Origin of the sequence: Agrobacterium rubi TR3 = NBRC 13261 (assembly GCF_000739935.1) — a bacterium.
Classification (GTDB): Bacteria; Pseudomonadota; Alphaproteobacteria; order Rhizobiales; family Rhizobiaceae; genus Agrobacterium; species Agrobacterium rubi.
This window is the reverse complement of sequence record NZ_BBJU01000029.1, coordinates 70,992-86,069: the sequence shown is the minus strand read 5'-3', so window position 1 is coordinate 86,069 and position 15,078 is coordinate 70,992. Positions and strand designations below refer to the sequence as shown.

Sequence of the window (15,078 nt, the reverse complement as noted above, 5' to 3'; positions counted from 1 at the left end):
GGGAGGAAAGAGGATGACTGTATTGAGCCAAAATTTGCAGGCGCAGCGGACCCGCCCGGATATCGAAACATTCCTTGTTCGCTATGGGCTGTTTCTGCTGGTGCTGGCGGCGTTCATCCTGTTCGCCTGGTTGCGACCCACCTTCGTCAGCGCTGGCAACATCAATGATATGCTGCGGTCTGCAAGCATTGCCGCAATCATGTTCCTCGGGCTGACCTGGATCATTGCTGCCGGTGAAATTGACGTCAGCTTCATGTCGGTGGCAGCGCTTGCCAACATGATCGTGGCCGGGCTGGTGCAGGCGGGTTATGGCTGGCCACTTGCCTGTCTGTGCGGGCTTTTGGCGGGCGTCGTCATTGGTCTCATCAATGGCGGACTTGTTGCAGGCTTCAGACTGCCTGCTCTGGTGATCACCATCGCCACGGGTGGGCTTGCGGGCTCCATCGCCGCCGCCATCGGTCTCGGCACCTCGATTTCGCTGTCGTCGACAGGCTTTGTCGGTTCGGTGCTGTCTGCCAATCTGGGCGTCATACCGGTCATTGCCATCGTGGTTGCGATCATCTACGCCGCATCCTATGTCGTTCAGGAACATCTGACCTTCGGCCACTATCTCTATGCCATGGAGCAGAACCGTGCAGCGGTCGTGGAAGCCGGTGTGCCGGTCAACCGTATCCTGTTTCTTCTCTATATTCTGTCGGGCGTCGTTTCGGCACTGGCTGGCATCCTGCTGACCGCCGATCTCTCGTCCGGCCAGCCTTACATCGGCAGTTCCTATTTCATCGACGGGCTGACGGCGGTGCTGCTGGGCGGCATGGCGTTGAAATACGGCAAACCCAATGTCGTGGGCACATTGGCCGCCGTTCTATTGCTGGCCGCACTTTTGAGTGGTGCCGCCCTTCTCGGCTGGACCGACCAGCAACGGCAGATCGTTCGCGGCCTGCTGCTTCTCTTCGGTGTGACCGTTGTCGTCTGGGCACGCCGCCAGAACCGCGCAAAAATCTAAGGCAGAGCATCATGAGCAAGACAATCAAGGCATCCACCCCGCGACCCGTCGGCAAGACCGGGCTTAAGGTCACCGCACTCGGCATCGGCAGTGCGCCGTTAGGTGGTCTCTATGCACCGGTCAAGACCGCTGATGCCCTCAACATGCTCCAAGCTGCCTGGGCTGCCGGTATCCGCTACTTCGATACGGCACCCATGTATGGCAATGGTCGTTCAGAACATCTGGTCGGTCAGGTGTTGCGCGAGACAGGTGAGAAAAGCTTTGTTCTTTCCACCAAGGTCGGACGTCTGATGACCACCGAAAGGGCCGGTCGCTCGCTGCCGCCCGCGCCGCCAAAGAACCCACTAGACCCCGGCTGGTGGAATGGTCTGCCGTTTCGCGAGGTCTTCGACTACAGCTATGACGGCGTCATGCGCAGCTTCGATGACAGCCAGCAGCGTCTCGGTCTACCCAATCCCGATATCCTTTATGTCCATGACATCGGCCGCGTCACCCACGCGGACCTTCATGATCATCACTGGTCCGCGCTGACCAAGGGTGGCGGGTTCAGAGCGCTGACAGAACTGCGGGCTGCTGGCGATATCAAGGGCTTTGGTCTCGGTGTCAACGAATGGCAGGCCATCCGCGATGCGCTTGATGAGGCGGATCTCGATTGCAGCATGCTGGCCGGTCGCTACACACTTCTCGATCAGGATGCGGAGCGGGATTTCCTGCCGCTCGTGCAAAAGCGCGGCATGGCACTGGTCGTGGCGGGCGTCTACAATTCGGGCATTCTGGCATCGTCCTCGGCAAAGCCGAAGTTCAACTACGCCGATGCGCCTGTCGAGATCATCGAAAAAGCGGATCGTCTACGCACGATCTGTAATCGCTTCGACGTGCCGCTACCCGCCGCCGCCATCCAGTTTCCCCTGCGCCATCCAGCCACCACCTGCGTCGTCATCGGGGCGAAGACGGCGGCACAGCTCAACGGAAACGTCGCGTGGTTCGATCAGGATATTCCCGAGGAGCTTTGGACGACATTGGAGAACGACGGCCTCATCGGTGCGTGATGCGCCACACGTTTATTTTCACAGAAAGACATGTCCATGCTTAAAAATATTCATCCTTTGCTCACCAGCCAGTTGCTGTCCGTGTTGGCGGATATGGGCCACGGCAACGAAATCGCCATCGTTGACGCGAATTTTCCGGCGGCTGCCTGTGGGGAGCGGCTGATCGATATGCCGGGCATCAGTGCAACAGATATCATCGACGCGATCCTGACGGTTTTCCCTCTGGACGATTTTGTCGAGCAGCCGGTGAGCTACATGCAGGCTCCCGGTGAGCCGCTGCCGATCTATGCGGAATTTGCTGCGTCCGTCGAAAAGGGAGAGGGCCGCACCATCGCGCTTGCGGGCATCGCGCCATCCGACTTCTACCAGCGCGCAACAAACGCTTTTGCCGTCATCGCATCGGGCGAACGCAGGCTCTACGGCAATATTCTGCTGAGAAAGGGCGTCGTCCGCCCCTGACGCTTCATGTGCAGGAGGAGGATGTCACAATGGGGAGGAAAATATGCTGGATTCCCATCAGCATTTCTGGACGACGAGCCGCACCGATTATGGCTGGTTGACGCCGGAGCTGGGTTCGATCTACCGGGATTTCATGCCGGACGATCTGCGCCGCGAGATGCGGCGCGCAGGCGTCACGCGAACCATTCTGGTGCAGGCGGCGGAAACTGAAGCGGAGACCGATTTTCTGCTCGATATCGCGGCGAAAACCGATTTTGTCGCAGGCGTGGTCGGCTGGCTGGATCTCGATTCCGACGATTTCGAAAGCAGGCTTACCAATTACCGCGCCAATCCCCTGTTCGTCGGCGTCAGGCCCATGTTGCAGGGACTGCCCGACGACGACTTCATCCTGCGGCCACGGGTGTTGAAAAGCCTGAAGGCCATCGAGGCCGCAGGCGTGCCGTTCGACATCCTCACGTTCACACGCCATCTGCCGCATGTGTTGCGGGCTCTAGAGCATGTGCCGCCGCTGAAAGCCGTGGTCGATCATATCTCCAAACCCGAAATCGCCACGGGTCAGTTCGAGCCCTGGGCAAGCCACATGCGCGATATCGCAGCCTTTCCGAACGTGTCCTGCAAAATCTCAGGCATGGTGACCGAAGCCTCGCCAGATTGGCAACTGGAAGACTTCCGGCGTTACGTCGATCATGTCGCGTCCGTCTTCGGTGCAGACCGGCTGATGTTCGGCAGTGACTGGCCCGTCTGTCTGCTGGCCGCAAGCTATAGCGAGGTATGCAATCTCGCGAGGATGCTCCTATCCGACCATTTTGACAGCGAACAACTCACCCGGATTTTCGAGACGAATGCCGCCGCCTTCTACGGCGTAGGAGGACAACGCCGTTGAGCACTGACATTGATGAGAGAACCAGCGTGAGCACACCGGTGCTGGCGATGCGCGATATCGAGAAATCCTTTGGCCCGGTCAAGGTTCTTAAGGGTGTGGATTTCGATATCCGTGCCGGTGAGGTGCACGCGCTCATGGGCGAGAACGGTGCCGGCAAGTCAACCATGATCCGCATCCTCTCCGGTGCGCATCAGCCGGATGGTGGTGAGGTTCTGCTTGAAGGCAGCGCCACACGTTTCGCAAATCCGCGCAGCGCCCAAAGTGCTGGCATCGCAGTCGTGCATCAGGAATTGCTGCTGTTTCCTGATATGACGGTCGCGGAAAACATCTTCCTCGGTCACGCGCCACGGACATCCATCGGAACTATAGACCGGCGAACCATGCGCGAGGAAGCGCGCAAGCTTCTGGCGCGCCTCAATTGTCCTGATCTCGATGTAGACGGCATGGTGGGTCAACTATCCGTTGCAAACCGCCAGCGCGTCGAAATTGCCCGGGCGCTGTCCAGAAATGCGCGGGTTCTGATCATGGATGAGCCGACAGCAGCGCTTGCCGAGGCCGATGTCGTCAGGCTGCTGGATGTCGTGCGCATGCTTCGCCGTGATGGCGTCGGCATCGTTTATGTCAGCCACCGGATGAACGAGATTTTCCAGATTTCGGATCGCGTCACGGTTCTTCGTGACGGAAAGACGATCTCGACCAAGCCGATTGAAGACGTGACGGAAGCAAGCCTGGTATCGATGATGGTCGGACGCGAGATCACCCATCTCTTTCCCAAGCAGGAGGTGGAGATGGGCAAGACGGTTCTGGAGATCGAAAATCTCTGCTGCACTGGTCGCATCGATAACATCAGTTTCGGTGTCAGAGCAGGCGAAATCCTCGGTATTGCCGGGCTTGTCGGCTCCGGTCGCACGGAGCTTGCCGAAACGATATTCGGCGTGACGCCTTCGTCTTCTGGCACCATCCGCCTCGACGGCGAGATGGTCAAGATATCGAAAATCCGTGACGCCATCGACCTCGGTATTGCCTATGTGCCGGAAGATCGCGGCCAGCATGGCCTCGTGCGGCAGCAGAGCATTCGCGACAATGTCGTCATGCCCATTCTCAACAGAATTGCCAAGGGATGGATGGTTGATCGAAGCCGTGAACTCAGCCTGGCGCAGACCGCAATCCAGCGGTTCGCAGTTCGTGCGAGAGGTCCGATGCAGATTGTCGGGGAACTCTCCGGCGGCAATCAGCAGAAGGTCGTGATTGCGAAATGGCTGACAACCAAGCCACGGGTGCTAATCCTCGATGAACCCACGCGCGGTGTCGATGTCGGTGCGAAATCTGAAATTCACAAATTGATGGTCGACCTCGCAAGGGAGGGCATCGCCATCGTGATGATTTCGAGCGAGCTACCGGAGGTTCTGGGCATGAGTGACCGTGTGCTGGTGATGAACAGCGGCAAGGTCGCCGCCATCATCGACCGGGAGCACGCGACGGCGGAAACCGTCGGCGCGGCCATGATGCAAGGACGAGCAGCATGACAAAGACGCGCTTTCAAAAGATAATCGGACAGGAGATCGCGCTCGCAGCGGTCATCATCCTGCTGTTCATCGTCGTCACCGCCATCAATCCGCGATTTCTGTCCGCCAACAACCTGTCGACCATCTTCGTCGGAAACGCCTATGTCGCCGTGGCGGCAATCGGCATGTCTCTGGTCATTATCTCAGGTCATATCGATGTCTCCATCGGTGCCTTGATTGGCGTGCTCGCCACCATTTCCGGTCTTCTGGTGACCAATGGCTACCCCGTCTGGTTCGCCTGGCTGGCCCCGATCCTTGCGGGTTGCCTCATCAACACATGCCTTGGCGCGCTCATCGCCTATATACGCATTCCCTCGATCATCGCCACGCTTGCGATGCTGTCTATTCTCCGGGGACTTCTGATCACCGTGACAGGCGGGGCTTGGATTTCCGGTCTGCCGCCGGAGTATCAGCTCGCACAGTTCCGTCTGCTGGGACTGCCGGTGCCCATCGTCGCTATGGTCGCCCTGACAGCCATAATGGCCTTCATCATGGCACGCACCCCCTTCGGCAGAACGGTCTATGGTGTAGGAGGCAACAGCGAGGCCGCGGATGCGGTTGGGATTTCGCACCAGCGCACAACCGTGAAGGTTTTTGCCATTCACGGCGTGTTTGCGGGTGTGGCCGCCATCCTGTTTGCCACGCAATTGCAGGTCATCCAGTCGACGGTCCCCAACGGGCTCGAGCTGCTGATCATCTCGGCTGCGGTTGTGGGCGGCGTCTCCATTCTGGGAGGCATCGGTACCGTGACGGGGTCTACGCTGGCCGCCATCCTGTTTGCCGCCATTGGTTCCGCGCTGATCTTCGTCAATGTCTCCGCTTATTGGCTCCGTGCGGTTCAGGGCACCCTCATTCTGGCGACCGTCCTTGCGGATGTAGCCAGACGTAACCGGGCCGGGTGAAGGACCTTATCGATGAATTACAAAATCCTTTTCCGGCACGAAACCCTCCTCTTTGTGATCCTTCTTTGTGTCGGTGCCGTGCTGGCCACGCAGAACGACCGGTTTCTCACGAGCGCCAATCTGTTGAACCAGACGCGATTGATGACCGAGCTTGGCTTGATCGCCGTCGCCATGACGTTCGTCATCATCACCGGCGGTATCGATCTGTCGGTTGGGTCGATTCTCGGCCTCTCGGCCATTCTGGTGGGCGAGTTGTGGAAGATGGGCGTGCCATTACCGATTGCGGCAGTCCTTGCCATTGCTGCGGGAACCCTGGGCGGCGTTGCCAACGGCATCATCATCACCCGCTTTCGCGTACCGCCGCTAATCGCGACCCTTGCCACGCTTGCACTCTACCGCGGCCTTGCGGAGGGCATCAGTCAGGCGCAATCTGTGCGCGGCTATCCGGCGTGGTTTCTCAGCCTGGGGCAAGGCAACCTTTTCGGCATACCGGCGCAGTTGTGGCTGCTGGCCGTAGTCGTCATCATCGCCATCGTGATTCTGCGGGTGACCCCGATTGGTCGCGCCGTCTATGCCATCGGCAACAACGAAGCCGCCGCCCGCTACTCGGGCATCGAAGTCGACCGGATCAAGCTGTGGATCTATGCCGCGTCCGGCTTTCTGGCCAGCACTGCAGCCGTTGTCTTCGTGGCGCGCGTGTCCACCACACGCTCCGACATGGGAACAGGGCTGGAACTCGACGCCATTACCGCGGTCGTTCTGGGCGGAACCTCCATCTTCGGTGGCCGTGGCACGATCATCGGCACGCTTCTCGGACTGATGCTCATACAAGTCCTGAAAAACGGGTTGTCGCTTTCTGGCGTAAAGGGCGACGGAACCGTCATTGTCATCGGTGTGGTCCTGATCACCGCCGTCGTCATATCCAACCTAGTCAACCGCTTCTCACGCGATTGACCAACCAGCAACACGCACCCGCAAAGGGCGTGCAACGTGTCATAAAAAGGAGGAGTTTTTATGCGATCCATCATCACGACCTTACAAGCGGGCGTCTTTTGCCTGGCAAGTCTTGCGCCGATGACGCTCCATGCGCAGGAGGCGACATGGACCGGTGGCGACGGCGCCCCGACAAATCCGCTGGCTTGCGATTCAGCAAAACCGGCGGTCGATCCCGGTGCGTATAATGGCGCAAGCCCAGCCACGACGGTGGACCGCAAGGGCAAGCCGATCAAGGTGGTCGATGTGCCAAAGCTTGTCGGCATCGGCTACTTCATGTCCAGCGCAGCGGGTGCGCAACTGGCCGCCAAGGAAATCGGCAGTGTGCAGGTGACGACAGACGGACCGACAAAGGCCAATATCGATGAGCAGATCACCTTCATCGACAACTATGTCACCAGCGGCATCGATGGCATCATGCTCTCAGCAAACGATCCCGTTGCCGTTGCGCCAGTGCTAAAAAAAGCGCTGGAAAGCGGCATCAATGTCGTTACCTACGACGCTGACGCGGAGCCTGATGCGCGTCAGTGGTTCATCAATCCTGCCACCGCGAATGGCGTTGCAAAGACCCTCATCGACCAGCTTGCCGAACAGATCGGCCAGGACGGCCATTTCGCCATCGTCACCTCAACCTTTACCACGCCAAACCAGGCACGCTGGATCAGCGAGATGGCGGCATACTCGGCCAAATGCTATCCGAAAATGAAGTTCCTGGAGACAGTCGAGGCGCAGGAAGACAACATCCTGTCTTTCAATCAGGCCCAGACACTGATCAACAAATATGGTGATGAGCTGAAAGGCATTGTCGGCATGACCAGTGTGGCAACCCCGGCCGCATCGGAAGCCGTGCAACAGAGCAACCTTTGCGGCAAGGTTTCCGTGGTGGGTCTTGCCTTGCCCAATGCCATGAAGCCTTACGTCAACAGCGGATGCGTTAAATCGGCCGTGCTGTGGAGCACCGAGGATATGGGTTATGCCGCCGCAACAGCGCTACGGGCGATTGCCGACGGCACCCTCAAGCCGGGCGACAAGACCTTCAAGGCCGGAAAGCTCGGCGATCTCCAGATCATCAACAAGAGCGAAATCCTGCTTGGGGCGCCCAAGGTCTTTACCAAAGACAACATTGCCAGCTTCGACTTCTGATCATGAATGCTTAAAGCGGCTCGGCAGGTTCCGAGCCGCAAGCTCTGATGGGATGATTGCGAATGAGCTATGGTAAATGAAGAGCAAGCCTGCGCGCAAAAACTTAAACGCTTAGACAAACAAAAATCCCGCAGCAATGACTACGAGAGTTTCGACCTCGTTTCCGGTTTGAGCGAGTTGATGGCTAAAGCATTCAAGACTTTCATAGCTGATTGAAACAATATCTGAGCGCCAGCGACACTGTGTTCGGGTTCGACATATTCATCTTCATTGTGGCTAAGCCCATCCCTGCATGGCACGAAAATCATCGCGGTCGGCGCTAAGCGCGAGATGTAGAGAGCATCGTGGAACGCGCCGGAAACCATTGGCTTGAAAGCCAGTCCAAGGTCACCGGCCGCGGCTTCGACACTATTGATGACGAGACTGGAGAACGAGGCTGGGCGCATGTCGAATGTCTTGCGAAGATCAATCTGGCAGGACTGGGCGGTAGCCGCAGCCTGGAAACAGTTTAGAACCTCGGCTTCGATCGCATCTAGACGATCGCTTTCTGGATGGCGCAGGTCCATCGTCAGATTGACAGACCCTGGAATGGCATTGATCGACCCGGGATAGGCGACGATCCGTCCGACCGTCAGGCGCGCGTTGTCGTCCAATGGCATGATCGTATTGTGGAGCACGTGTAGGGCAGAAGCGACGACGACCATGGGATCGCGACGAAAGGCCAGTTGGGTTGTTCCGGCATGCGCCGCCTGCCCCGTCACCGTGACTTCAAACCAGCGCGTCCCTTGTACGCCGGTGACGATTCCAATCGGAATGTTTTCTTTTTCGAGCATTGGCCCCTGCTCGATGTGCAGTTCGAGGTAGCCCAATATCGGAAAACCGAGCGTACGTCGCTCCACAGCGGGCAGCGCACTGAGCGTCTCAGTCAGCGCATCATCAAAGGACACACCGTCCGTCCCGCGAAGCCCGTGCCATTCTTCCGGAATCTGTCCGAGCGAAAATGCCATCGAGCCCATCGTTCCAGGCGCGAACCGGCTGCCTTCTTCATTGGTCCAGGCAACGACTTCGATCGGGGCATCCGTCTCGATGCCCTCATCTTCCAGCGTCTCCAGAACCTCGAAGGCGGAGAGTGTTCCCAGAGCGCCGTCATAGCGTCCCCCTGTTGGCTGGCTGTCAAGGTGACTGCCGATCAGGAAGGGTGGGCTCGCCTTGTTCTTCCCTTCGCGGCGAATGAACAGGTTGGCCATGTCGTCTTGAAAGACTGCAAAGCCTCGTTCGATGGCGAGACTGGCCAGAAGAGAGCGCGCCGTCCGGTCCTCTGGCGAAAGAGCCTGCCGATTGACGCCGCCCGCAGGCGTTGCCCCGATTGCGGCGAAATCATCAAGACGTTTCAACAGACGCTGGCCGTTGATCTGCGTGTAGAGTTTCATGGTCGCAGACCAGCGATAAAGGCGGTTACCCGCGCCTTTTCAACCTTGTTCCACCACACACCGTCATACTTCAATGAACTTGCAACGATGACACCATCAACGATGTCGAGAATATCGCGGGCATTGTCCAGCGTCACGCCACTGCCGACCAGTGTCGGCAATCCGGCGGCCTCCTTGATCATACGGATATAGCTGAGATCTGCCACGTGTCCCGTACGCTGCCCCGTCGCGATAATCGCGTCGGCGTCGAAGAAGACGAGATCCTTGACCTGTTCCTCGACCGGACGGTCGGCGACGATCGCGTGTGCACCGTGCTTTACATGGGCATCAGCGAATATTCTGATCCCATTGGCGCGCAGCGTCGCACGGTAGCGCATCGCGCGGGCAGCCTCCCCCTCGATGAAGCCCTCATTGGCGACATAGGCATTGGCCCACTGGTTGACGCGCACGAAACCAGCGCCCGCGGCACTCGCAATAGCAAGTGCGGGAATGGCCGCATTGGCCAACACGTTGATGCCGATCGGCCGACCGAGTTCGCGGCGAATGCGATCGGAGACGACCGACATATAGGCGGCAGTTTCAGGACCGATATCATCCGGTTTGGAAAATGGAATATCACCATGGTTCTCGATGATCACGCCATCGCAACCGCCTTCGAGATAGGCGCGGGCATCATCCAGCCCCTGTTGATAGACATCCTCAACAGCTTCCCCTCTGTAGCGCGGCGCTCCCGGCAAGGGGGCCAAATGCACGACACCGATGACGGCCTTGCTGCGTCCGAAGAGAGAAGTGATCGCATCGCCGGTACCAGATCCAACCGGTTTTGAGGACTGTGTCATGCGCTTTCCGTTTCTGATTGTTTGATGAGAAGTGATATGTCCTCGACTGAGGGACAAGACGCGAGCGTGCCTACCCGTGTAACCGCCAGCGCCGATGCCGCCACAGCGACGCGCAGAGCAGCGTCTTGCCTCATCCCTCGAGCAAGGCATCCGGCAAAGACGCCGCACAACACATCGCCTGCCCCGCTGGTATCCACGACAGCAACTTCCGGGGCTGAGATATAAACAGGTTCGATGCTGCCACTGGAGAGAAGAAGACAACCCTGCGATCCCAGCGTGACGATCACGCAACTTGCGCCAAGATCCCTGATCCTGGCGGCAGCATCTTCCGGCTGTTGCGATCCGGAGATAGACTGCGCCTCACCTTCATTGACAATGACGAAGTCCGCATTGTCGAACCGGGGTTGCGCATCCAACGCCAGCGGGCTGGCATTGAAAATTGTTGTCAGGCCTTTTTCCCGCGCAGCGCGCAGGCAGGCGTCGGTTATCGCAGAGGCAAGATTACCTTGCATGACCAGCATGTCACCCAGTTCGATCGTCTCACCCAAATCGGTCTGCCCCAGCGGGTTAAATGCCAAGGCGCAAGAGACGCCGCTGAGGATGATGTTTTCACCAGTAGCGTCGACAGCCACGGTTGAACGGTCGGTCGGCAGATCGAACTCCGTTAAACAGGCGTTGTCGACCTCGCCAGCCAGCACATCCCGAACCCAGCCGCCATTCGCATCCCTGCCGATGGCGGCCCAAAGTGTGACCGGCGCTCCGGTGTGTGCGGCGGCCACAGCCTGATTGGCGCCCTTGCCGCCGAGACCATCCGTGTGGCTCGCCGCATTGCGCGTTTCGCCCGCTTCCGGCAAACGGTCGAGACGGAATGTGGTGTCGATACAGACATTGCCGACGACATGGACGCGCATGGTTCAGGCCTTCACAGTGGCCCAGGCAAGCATCTGTTCGAACAAGGTCTTGTAACCCGGCCAGGCGATGAAGCTCGATGGCAGCCAGTGTGGACCGACATCTGAGGTCCAGGCGACCGTGCGGCCCTTGCCGTAGGTTCCCGTTACCAGCAGCGGCTGCGAACCATAGTCCGTCGAGACCGTCGCCAGAACGTCAGCGCCGTCCTTCACCGTGACTTCGTTGTAACCGAGCAGGATGGGCCAGTCCGTTCCAAGACCTTTCAGAATCGGGTGGCTTGCATTGCCGGTGACCACGGGCGCAAAACCTTCAGGCACTTCGACACGGTCATCATAGGCAAGGCAAGAGACCGGCAGCACGTCTTCGACCGGCGTCTTGCGGTAGCGCGCACCACCATTGATGCCTTGGAAACTGTAATAGCCGCCGAGCATCAGGAGCGCGCCACCGTTTTGAACATACTCTCGCAACAAGCGTAGACGGTTTGGTGTGGTTTTGGAGTGAATCCAGGTGTCGGGATGCAAGAGCAGCGTGTTGGCACCGATATCCGACAGGATGATCGCATCATAAGCCGACAGGGCTTCCAGCGATTGCGGGAAGTCGCGCTGCGCCTCATGCGCTGGCATGAACTGGACGTCGAAAGGGCTGTCCTTGAGCGCGGCCAACAACTCGTCCGCGCCGGTGTGATAGGTAACGGTCGGAAACTGGTCGAAACCTTTGATATGAGTGGCCGTAGACACCCAGGATTCGCCTGCGAGAAGAACTTTGGACTTGGACATGAAAAACTCCTTGGATATGTCGATCAGCGTTTCAGATCACGCTGGAAAAAACGGATTTCGGATTGTCGATCAGCATCCGATCGATCGCGGCTTGTTCGACACCATGTCGCTTCAGGCGCGGCAGGAAGTGCTTGAGGATGAAACCGTAACCGAAGCCGCCGTAACGGGTCAGCATGATTTTCATGAACACGTCCTGCGACAACAGCATACGGTTGCCGTAGCCCATGTCGATCAGCGATCGGATGGCGCGGGCGTTCTGCTCGTCGGATGGGGACTGAGCATCCTGATCGGCATAATAGAAGTCCATGCCGATCATATCGTATTCCAGGAAAGCACCGCGCTCAGCCAACGCCTTCTGGTACGGCAGATCGTCATGGCTTGGGTTCATGTGGCAAAGGATGGTATGGCGCAGATCGGCCCCCTCCTCCTCCACGACATCCAGAACCTCGTGAGCCAGTCGTTCCCATCCAGGCAGGTGGATGGACAGTGGCACGCCGGTAATCTTCGATGCCCGCGCAGCGCCACGCAGCGACTTGCGTTCTTCGGCGGTAAAATCCTTGCTGACGCCGATTTCTCCGATGATGCCTGCCATAACCTCCGGCTGCGTTTCACCGCCGCCGATGTCGTTGACGATAAACTCGGTGACCTCATCGACATCCATGGATTTCAGCCACTCAGGATGACTGAATTCAAGATAGAAACCGGTTCCCATAACGATCTTCAGGCCGGACATTTTTGCGATGCGGGCAAGCTTTGCAGGTTCGCGGCCAATCCCGATATTGGTCGTATCGACGACCGTGTGCCCGCCCAATGCCTGAAACCGCGTCAGTTCAGATAGCGCCAAGTCGCTGTCATCCAGCGAGACGTTATCGCGGTTCATATAGGGGTTCATCCGCAGTTCGCCGATGATCTCCATGCTGACCTTTTGCTCGCCGATGGCTTGAGCTTCGGGATGGCAGGGGCAGCGCCAGGATTTGGCACCATCGAGCAGGATATGCTCGTGCATGAGGGTGATGCCCATGTCAGCGACTGGCACAGGTCCGAGAACCGTCATCACCGTTCCAGATTTGACGCCAATCTCCGCTCGCCCTCTGGGTGTCATATCGAACAGATGATCCATATTTATTTGCCCCTGACTGCGCCACGGAACAGGCGGAAATTGAGCCAAACGGCGATCAGGATGATGGTGCCGGTCACGATTGGCGTCAGGAACGGCGACATATGTGCGAGGATCAGACCATTGGCGATGACCGCAACGGTGAGCGCACCCAGCACCGTGCCGACGATTGTGCCGCGTCCACCAAACAGGCTGGTTCCCCCAAGAACCACAGCGGCGATGACCTCGAGTTCGAAGCCCTGGCCTGCATTGGAAGAGCCTGAGCCGAGACGGGCAGTAACGATAATACCGGCGAGTGCTGCGGCCGTGCTGGAGAGGATATAGACGAACATCGTCGCGAAGCGGGTGTCGATGCCCGCACGACGCACAGCCTCGGCATTGGCACCGATCCCTGTGACATAGCGGCCGAAGGGCGTTTCATTGAAGGTGACATAGGCGATCAGCAAAATCGATAGCGCAATCCATGCTGGCACCGGAACGCCCAGAAACCAGGACCGGCCAATGACGTTGAAGAAACTGGTTGGATCAACGGGGATCGAGTAACCGCCGGTAATGAGCAGCGCAAACCCACGGATGACGGAGAGGCCCGCGAGCGTGACGATGAAGGCTGGGATACGCTCATAGGCGATGAAAAAGCCTTGGATCGCGCCAATGATCGCACCCAACAACAGCATCACCAGAATGACGAGTGGCCATGCGAGCCCGGCCTGAAGAGCCGTTGCCGACAAGGTGGCGACGAGTGCCAGCACCGAGCCGACCGACAGATCAATGCCACCGGTAGTGATCACAAAGGTCATGGCGGCGGCAACGATCAGCAGCGGTGCCGACTGGCGAATGATATTGAGCAGGTTCGGTGCCGTCAGAAAGGCATCGGTGATGAATGAAAAGACGACGCAGACGACGACAAAGAAAAGGGCAATGGAGACGACACTGCCATTGGCCAGCAACTTGTCCCACAGCGTCGCCTTGCGCAGCCGGGATGGCGACACGTGCGAACCAGAATGCCCGGCCTGAGACGGACCGCTTTGAGATGAGGGCATGCTCATGCTGAAACTCCGTTTTCATTGCCGTGCCGGGCGGAACGGGCAGAGAACTTGCGCCCGACGATCAGATTGACCACCTCCTCGATACTGGTCTCGCCAATCAGTCGTTCGGCGACATTGCGCCCTTCATACATGACCTGAATACGATCGCAGACGAGGAACAGATCCTGCAAGCGATGGGTGATGAGAATGACGCTGACACCACGTGCGCTGACCGTGCGGATAAGTTCGAGCACCGCCTCGACCTCGGCTACAGCAAGCGCCGCCGTCGGTTCGTCCATGATGAGAACCTTGGGTTCGAACGATGCGGCACGGCCGATGGCGATCGACTGGCGCTGGCCGCCCGACAGGTTTTCGACCTTGAGCCTGGTATCGGCGATAACGATGCCGAGACGGTCGAGCATCTCGCGCGTCAGACCGTGCATTTTTTTCTTGTCGAGAAAAGACATGCCCAGAATATGACGGCGCGGTTCGCGGCCGAGAAACAGATTGCCCGCAACATCGACCGTGTCACAGAGCGACAGGTCCTGATAGACCATCTCGACATGAGAGGCGCGTGCATCGGCGGGCGAGGAGAAAGAAACGGCTTTGCCGTCGATCTCGATGGTGCCGCTATCGGGAATGACGGCACCTGACAGCACTTTGCTCAGCGTCGATTTTCCGGCACCATTGTCACCGACCAGACCCAGAACTTCGCCGGGCTTGAGGCTTAGCGAGACGTTGTCCAGCGTTTGAATTGGGTTGTAGCGTTTCGAAATACCGGTCATCCGGACACGGTATGTTTCGCCGTCGGTCATGGTGGCGTTCCTGTTCATAAGGGCTTCAAGAAACATCGCATCTTTGCAGCTCAACCGCCCCACACCCTAAACCCGCGAACGCGAAAGGGTAATGACGGGGAGTGCCGCGAATTCCGTCTCCCCGCGAGCAGGGAGACGATAGCCAATAGCCAGATGAGGGTAGGCCTTGG

15 protein-coding genes and 1 pseudogene are annotated in these 15,078 nt (G+C 58.5%); 9 read left to right on the top strand and 7 right to left on the bottom strand.

What is annotated here, in order from left to right; translation table 11 throughout:
* Positions 1 to 13: 13 nt before the first annotated feature.
* The 9 genes and pseudogenes from RRU01S_RS22140 to RRU01S_RS22105 all read left to right on the top strand — a co-directional run bounded on the left by RRU01S_RS22140 (position 14) and on the right by RRU01S_RS22105 (position 7,997).
* A complete protein-coding gene (locus RRU01S_RS22140) occupies positions 14 to 1,003 on the top strand; it encodes an ABC transporter permease (RefSeq protein ID WP_234936217.1) in 990 nt (329 codons plus the stop codon).
* Positions 1,004 to 1,014: 11 nt separating this feature from the next.
* Entirely contained in the window at positions 1,015 to 2,052 is a 1,038-nt protein-coding gene (locus RRU01S_RS22135; RefSeq protein ID WP_045232389.1) for an aldo/keto reductase, read from the top strand.
* Between the two features lie 36 nt (positions 2,053 to 2,088).
* Complete coding sequence (locus RRU01S_RS22130) at positions 2,089 to 2,511, top strand: RbsD/FucU family protein (protein WP_045232435.1); 423 nt, start codon at positions 2,089 to 2,091, stop codon at positions 2,509 to 2,511.
* A gap of 43 nt (positions 2,512 to 2,554) precedes the next feature.
* Positions 2,555 to 3,394, top strand: a complete 840-nt coding sequence (locus RRU01S_RS22125) for an amidohydrolase family protein (RefSeq protein ID WP_045232388.1) — start codon at positions 2,555 to 2,557, stop codon at positions 3,392 to 3,394.
* A gap of 26 nt (positions 3,395 to 3,420) precedes the next feature.
* Positions 3,421 to 3,924 (top strand): annotated as a pseudogene (locus tag RRU01S_RS26860) (ATP-binding cassette domain-containing protein); the annotation flags it as partial.
* Positions 3,919 to 4,920 (top strand): sugar ABC transporter ATP-binding protein, encoded by a 1,002-nt coding sequence (locus tag RRU01S_RS22120; RefSeq protein ID WP_412674303.1) that lies wholly within the window; start codon positions 3,919 to 3,921, stop codon positions 4,918 to 4,920. The pseudogene RRU01S_RS26860 and the gene RRU01S_RS22120, both read left to right, overlap by 6 nt.
* Positions 4,917 to 5,861, top strand: a complete 945-nt coding sequence (locus RRU01S_RS22115; RefSeq protein WP_045232387.1) for an ABC transporter permease — start codon at positions 4,917 to 4,919, stop codon at positions 5,859 to 5,861. The genes RRU01S_RS22120 and RRU01S_RS22115 overlap by 4 nt, the downstream gene beginning before the upstream one ends.
* A gap of 12 nt (positions 5,862 to 5,873) precedes the next feature.
* The gene (locus RRU01S_RS22110) at positions 5,874 to 6,815 is read left to right on the top strand and encodes an ABC transporter permease (protein WP_045232386.1); all 942 of its coding nucleotides are present in this window, start codon (positions 5,874 to 5,876) and stop codon (positions 6,813 to 6,815) included.
* 60 nt (positions 6,816 to 6,875) lie between these two features.
* A complete protein-coding gene (locus RRU01S_RS22105; RefSeq protein WP_052816198.1) occupies positions 6,876 to 7,997 on the top strand; it encodes a substrate-binding domain-containing protein in 1,122 nt (373 codons plus the stop codon).
* 140 nt (positions 7,998 to 8,137) lie between these two features.
* On the opposite strand, the gene RRU01S_RS22100 is transcribed toward RRU01S_RS22105, so the two are convergent.
* Genes RRU01S_RS22100 through RRU01S_RS22070 form a run of 7 tightly spaced genes read right to left on the bottom strand, consistent with a single transcriptional unit; the run spans position 8,138 to position 14,908 of the window.
* Positions 8,138 to 9,427, bottom strand: a complete 1,290-nt coding sequence (locus tag RRU01S_RS22100; protein ID WP_045232385.1) for a Zn-dependent hydrolase — start codon at positions 9,425 to 9,427, stop codon at positions 8,138 to 8,140.
* Positions 9,424 to 10,266, bottom strand: coding sequence for a BtpA/SgcQ family protein (locus RRU01S_RS22095; protein ID WP_045232384.1), 843 nt, complete (start codon positions 10,264 to 10,266; stop codon positions 9,424 to 9,426). Before RRU01S_RS22095 ends, RRU01S_RS22100 begins: the two co-directional genes overlap by 4 nt.
* Positions 10,263 to 11,177: a ribokinase gene (locus RRU01S_RS22090; RefSeq protein ID WP_045232383.1), complete on the bottom strand. Its 915-nt coding sequence runs from the start codon at positions 11,175 to 11,177 to the stop codon at positions 10,263 to 10,265. Before RRU01S_RS22090 ends, RRU01S_RS22095 begins: the two co-directional genes overlap by 4 nt.
* Positions 11,178 to 11,180: 3 nt before the next feature.
* Positions 11,181 to 11,951, bottom strand: coding sequence for a glutamine amidotransferase (locus RRU01S_RS22085; RefSeq protein WP_045232382.1), 771 nt, complete (start codon positions 11,949 to 11,951; stop codon positions 11,181 to 11,183).
* 31 nt (positions 11,952 to 11,982) lie between these two features.
* Complete coding sequence (locus RRU01S_RS22080; protein ID WP_045232381.1) at positions 11,983 to 13,071, bottom strand: phosphotriesterase family protein; 1,089 nt, start codon at positions 13,069 to 13,071, stop codon at positions 11,983 to 11,985.
* Positions 13,072 to 13,073: 2 nt separating this feature from the next.
* Complete coding sequence (locus tag RRU01S_RS22075) at positions 13,074 to 14,114, bottom strand: ABC transporter permease (protein ID WP_045232380.1); 1,041 nt, start codon at positions 14,112 to 14,114, stop codon at positions 13,074 to 13,076.
* On the bottom strand, positions 14,111 to 14,908 hold the full coding sequence (locus RRU01S_RS22070) for an ATP-binding cassette domain-containing protein (RefSeq protein WP_045232432.1): 798 nt from the start codon (positions 14,906 to 14,908) through the stop codon (positions 14,111 to 14,113). The genes RRU01S_RS22075 and RRU01S_RS22070 overlap by 4 nt, the downstream gene beginning before the upstream one ends.
* Between the last annotated feature and the right edge of the window lie 170 nt (positions 14,909 to 15,078).

Bases quoted from the DNA above. Each gene is read 5' to 3' on its own strand.
- RRU01S_RS22125 (WP_045232388.1), top strand. From the start codon at position 2,555: ATGCTGGATTCCCATCAGCATTTCTGGACGACGAGCCGCACCGATTAT.
- RRU01S_RS22100 (WP_045232385.1), bottom strand. From the start codon at position 9,427: ATGAAACTCTACACGCAGATCAACGGCCAGCGTCTGTTGAAACGTCTT.
- RRU01S_RS22120 (WP_412674303.1), top strand. From the start codon at position 3,919: ATGGATGAGCCGACAGCAGCGCTTGCCGAGGCCGATGTCGTCAGGCTG.
- RRU01S_RS22095 (WP_045232384.1), bottom strand. From the start codon at position 10,266: ATGACACAGTCCTCAAAACCGGTTGGATCTGGTACCGGCGATGCGATC.
- RRU01S_RS22080 (WP_045232381.1), bottom strand. From the start codon at position 13,071: ATGGATCATCTGTTCGATATGACACCCAGAGGGCGAGCGGAGATTGGC.
- RRU01S_RS22090 (WP_045232383.1), bottom strand. From the start codon at position 11,177: ATGCGCGTCCATGTCGTCGGCAATGTCTGTATCGACACCACATTCCGT.
- RRU01S_RS22075 (WP_045232380.1), bottom strand. From the start codon at position 14,114: ATGAGCATGCCCTCATCTCAAAGCGGTCCGTCTCAGGCCGGGCATTCT.
- RRU01S_RS22140 (WP_234936217.1), top strand. From the start codon at position 14: ATGACTGTATTGAGCCAAAATTTGCAGGCGCAGCGGACCCGCCCGGAT.
- RRU01S_RS22105 (WP_052816198.1), top strand. From the start codon at position 6,876: ATGCGATCCATCATCACGACCTTACAAGCGGGCGTCTTTTGCCTGGCA.
- RRU01S_RS22085 (WP_045232382.1), bottom strand. From the start codon at position 11,951: ATGTCCAAGTCCAAAGTTCTTCTCGCAGGCGAATCCTGGGTGTCTACG.
- RRU01S_RS22135 (WP_045232389.1), top strand. From the start codon at position 1,015: ATGAGCAAGACAATCAAGGCATCCACCCCGCGACCCGTCGGCAAGACC.
- RRU01S_RS22070 (WP_045232432.1), bottom strand. From the start codon at position 14,908: ATGACCGACGGCGAAACATACCGTGTCCGGATGACCGGTATTTCGAAA.
- RRU01S_RS22115 (WP_045232387.1), top strand. From the start codon at position 4,917: ATGACAAAGACGCGCTTTCAAAAGATAATCGGACAGGAGATCGCGCTC.
- RRU01S_RS22110 (WP_045232386.1), top strand. From the start codon at position 5,874: ATGAATTACAAAATCCTTTTCCGGCACGAAACCCTCCTCTTTGTGATC.
- RRU01S_RS22130 (WP_045232435.1), top strand. From the start codon at position 2,089: ATGCTTAAAAATATTCATCCTTTGCTCACCAGCCAGTTGCTGTCCGTG.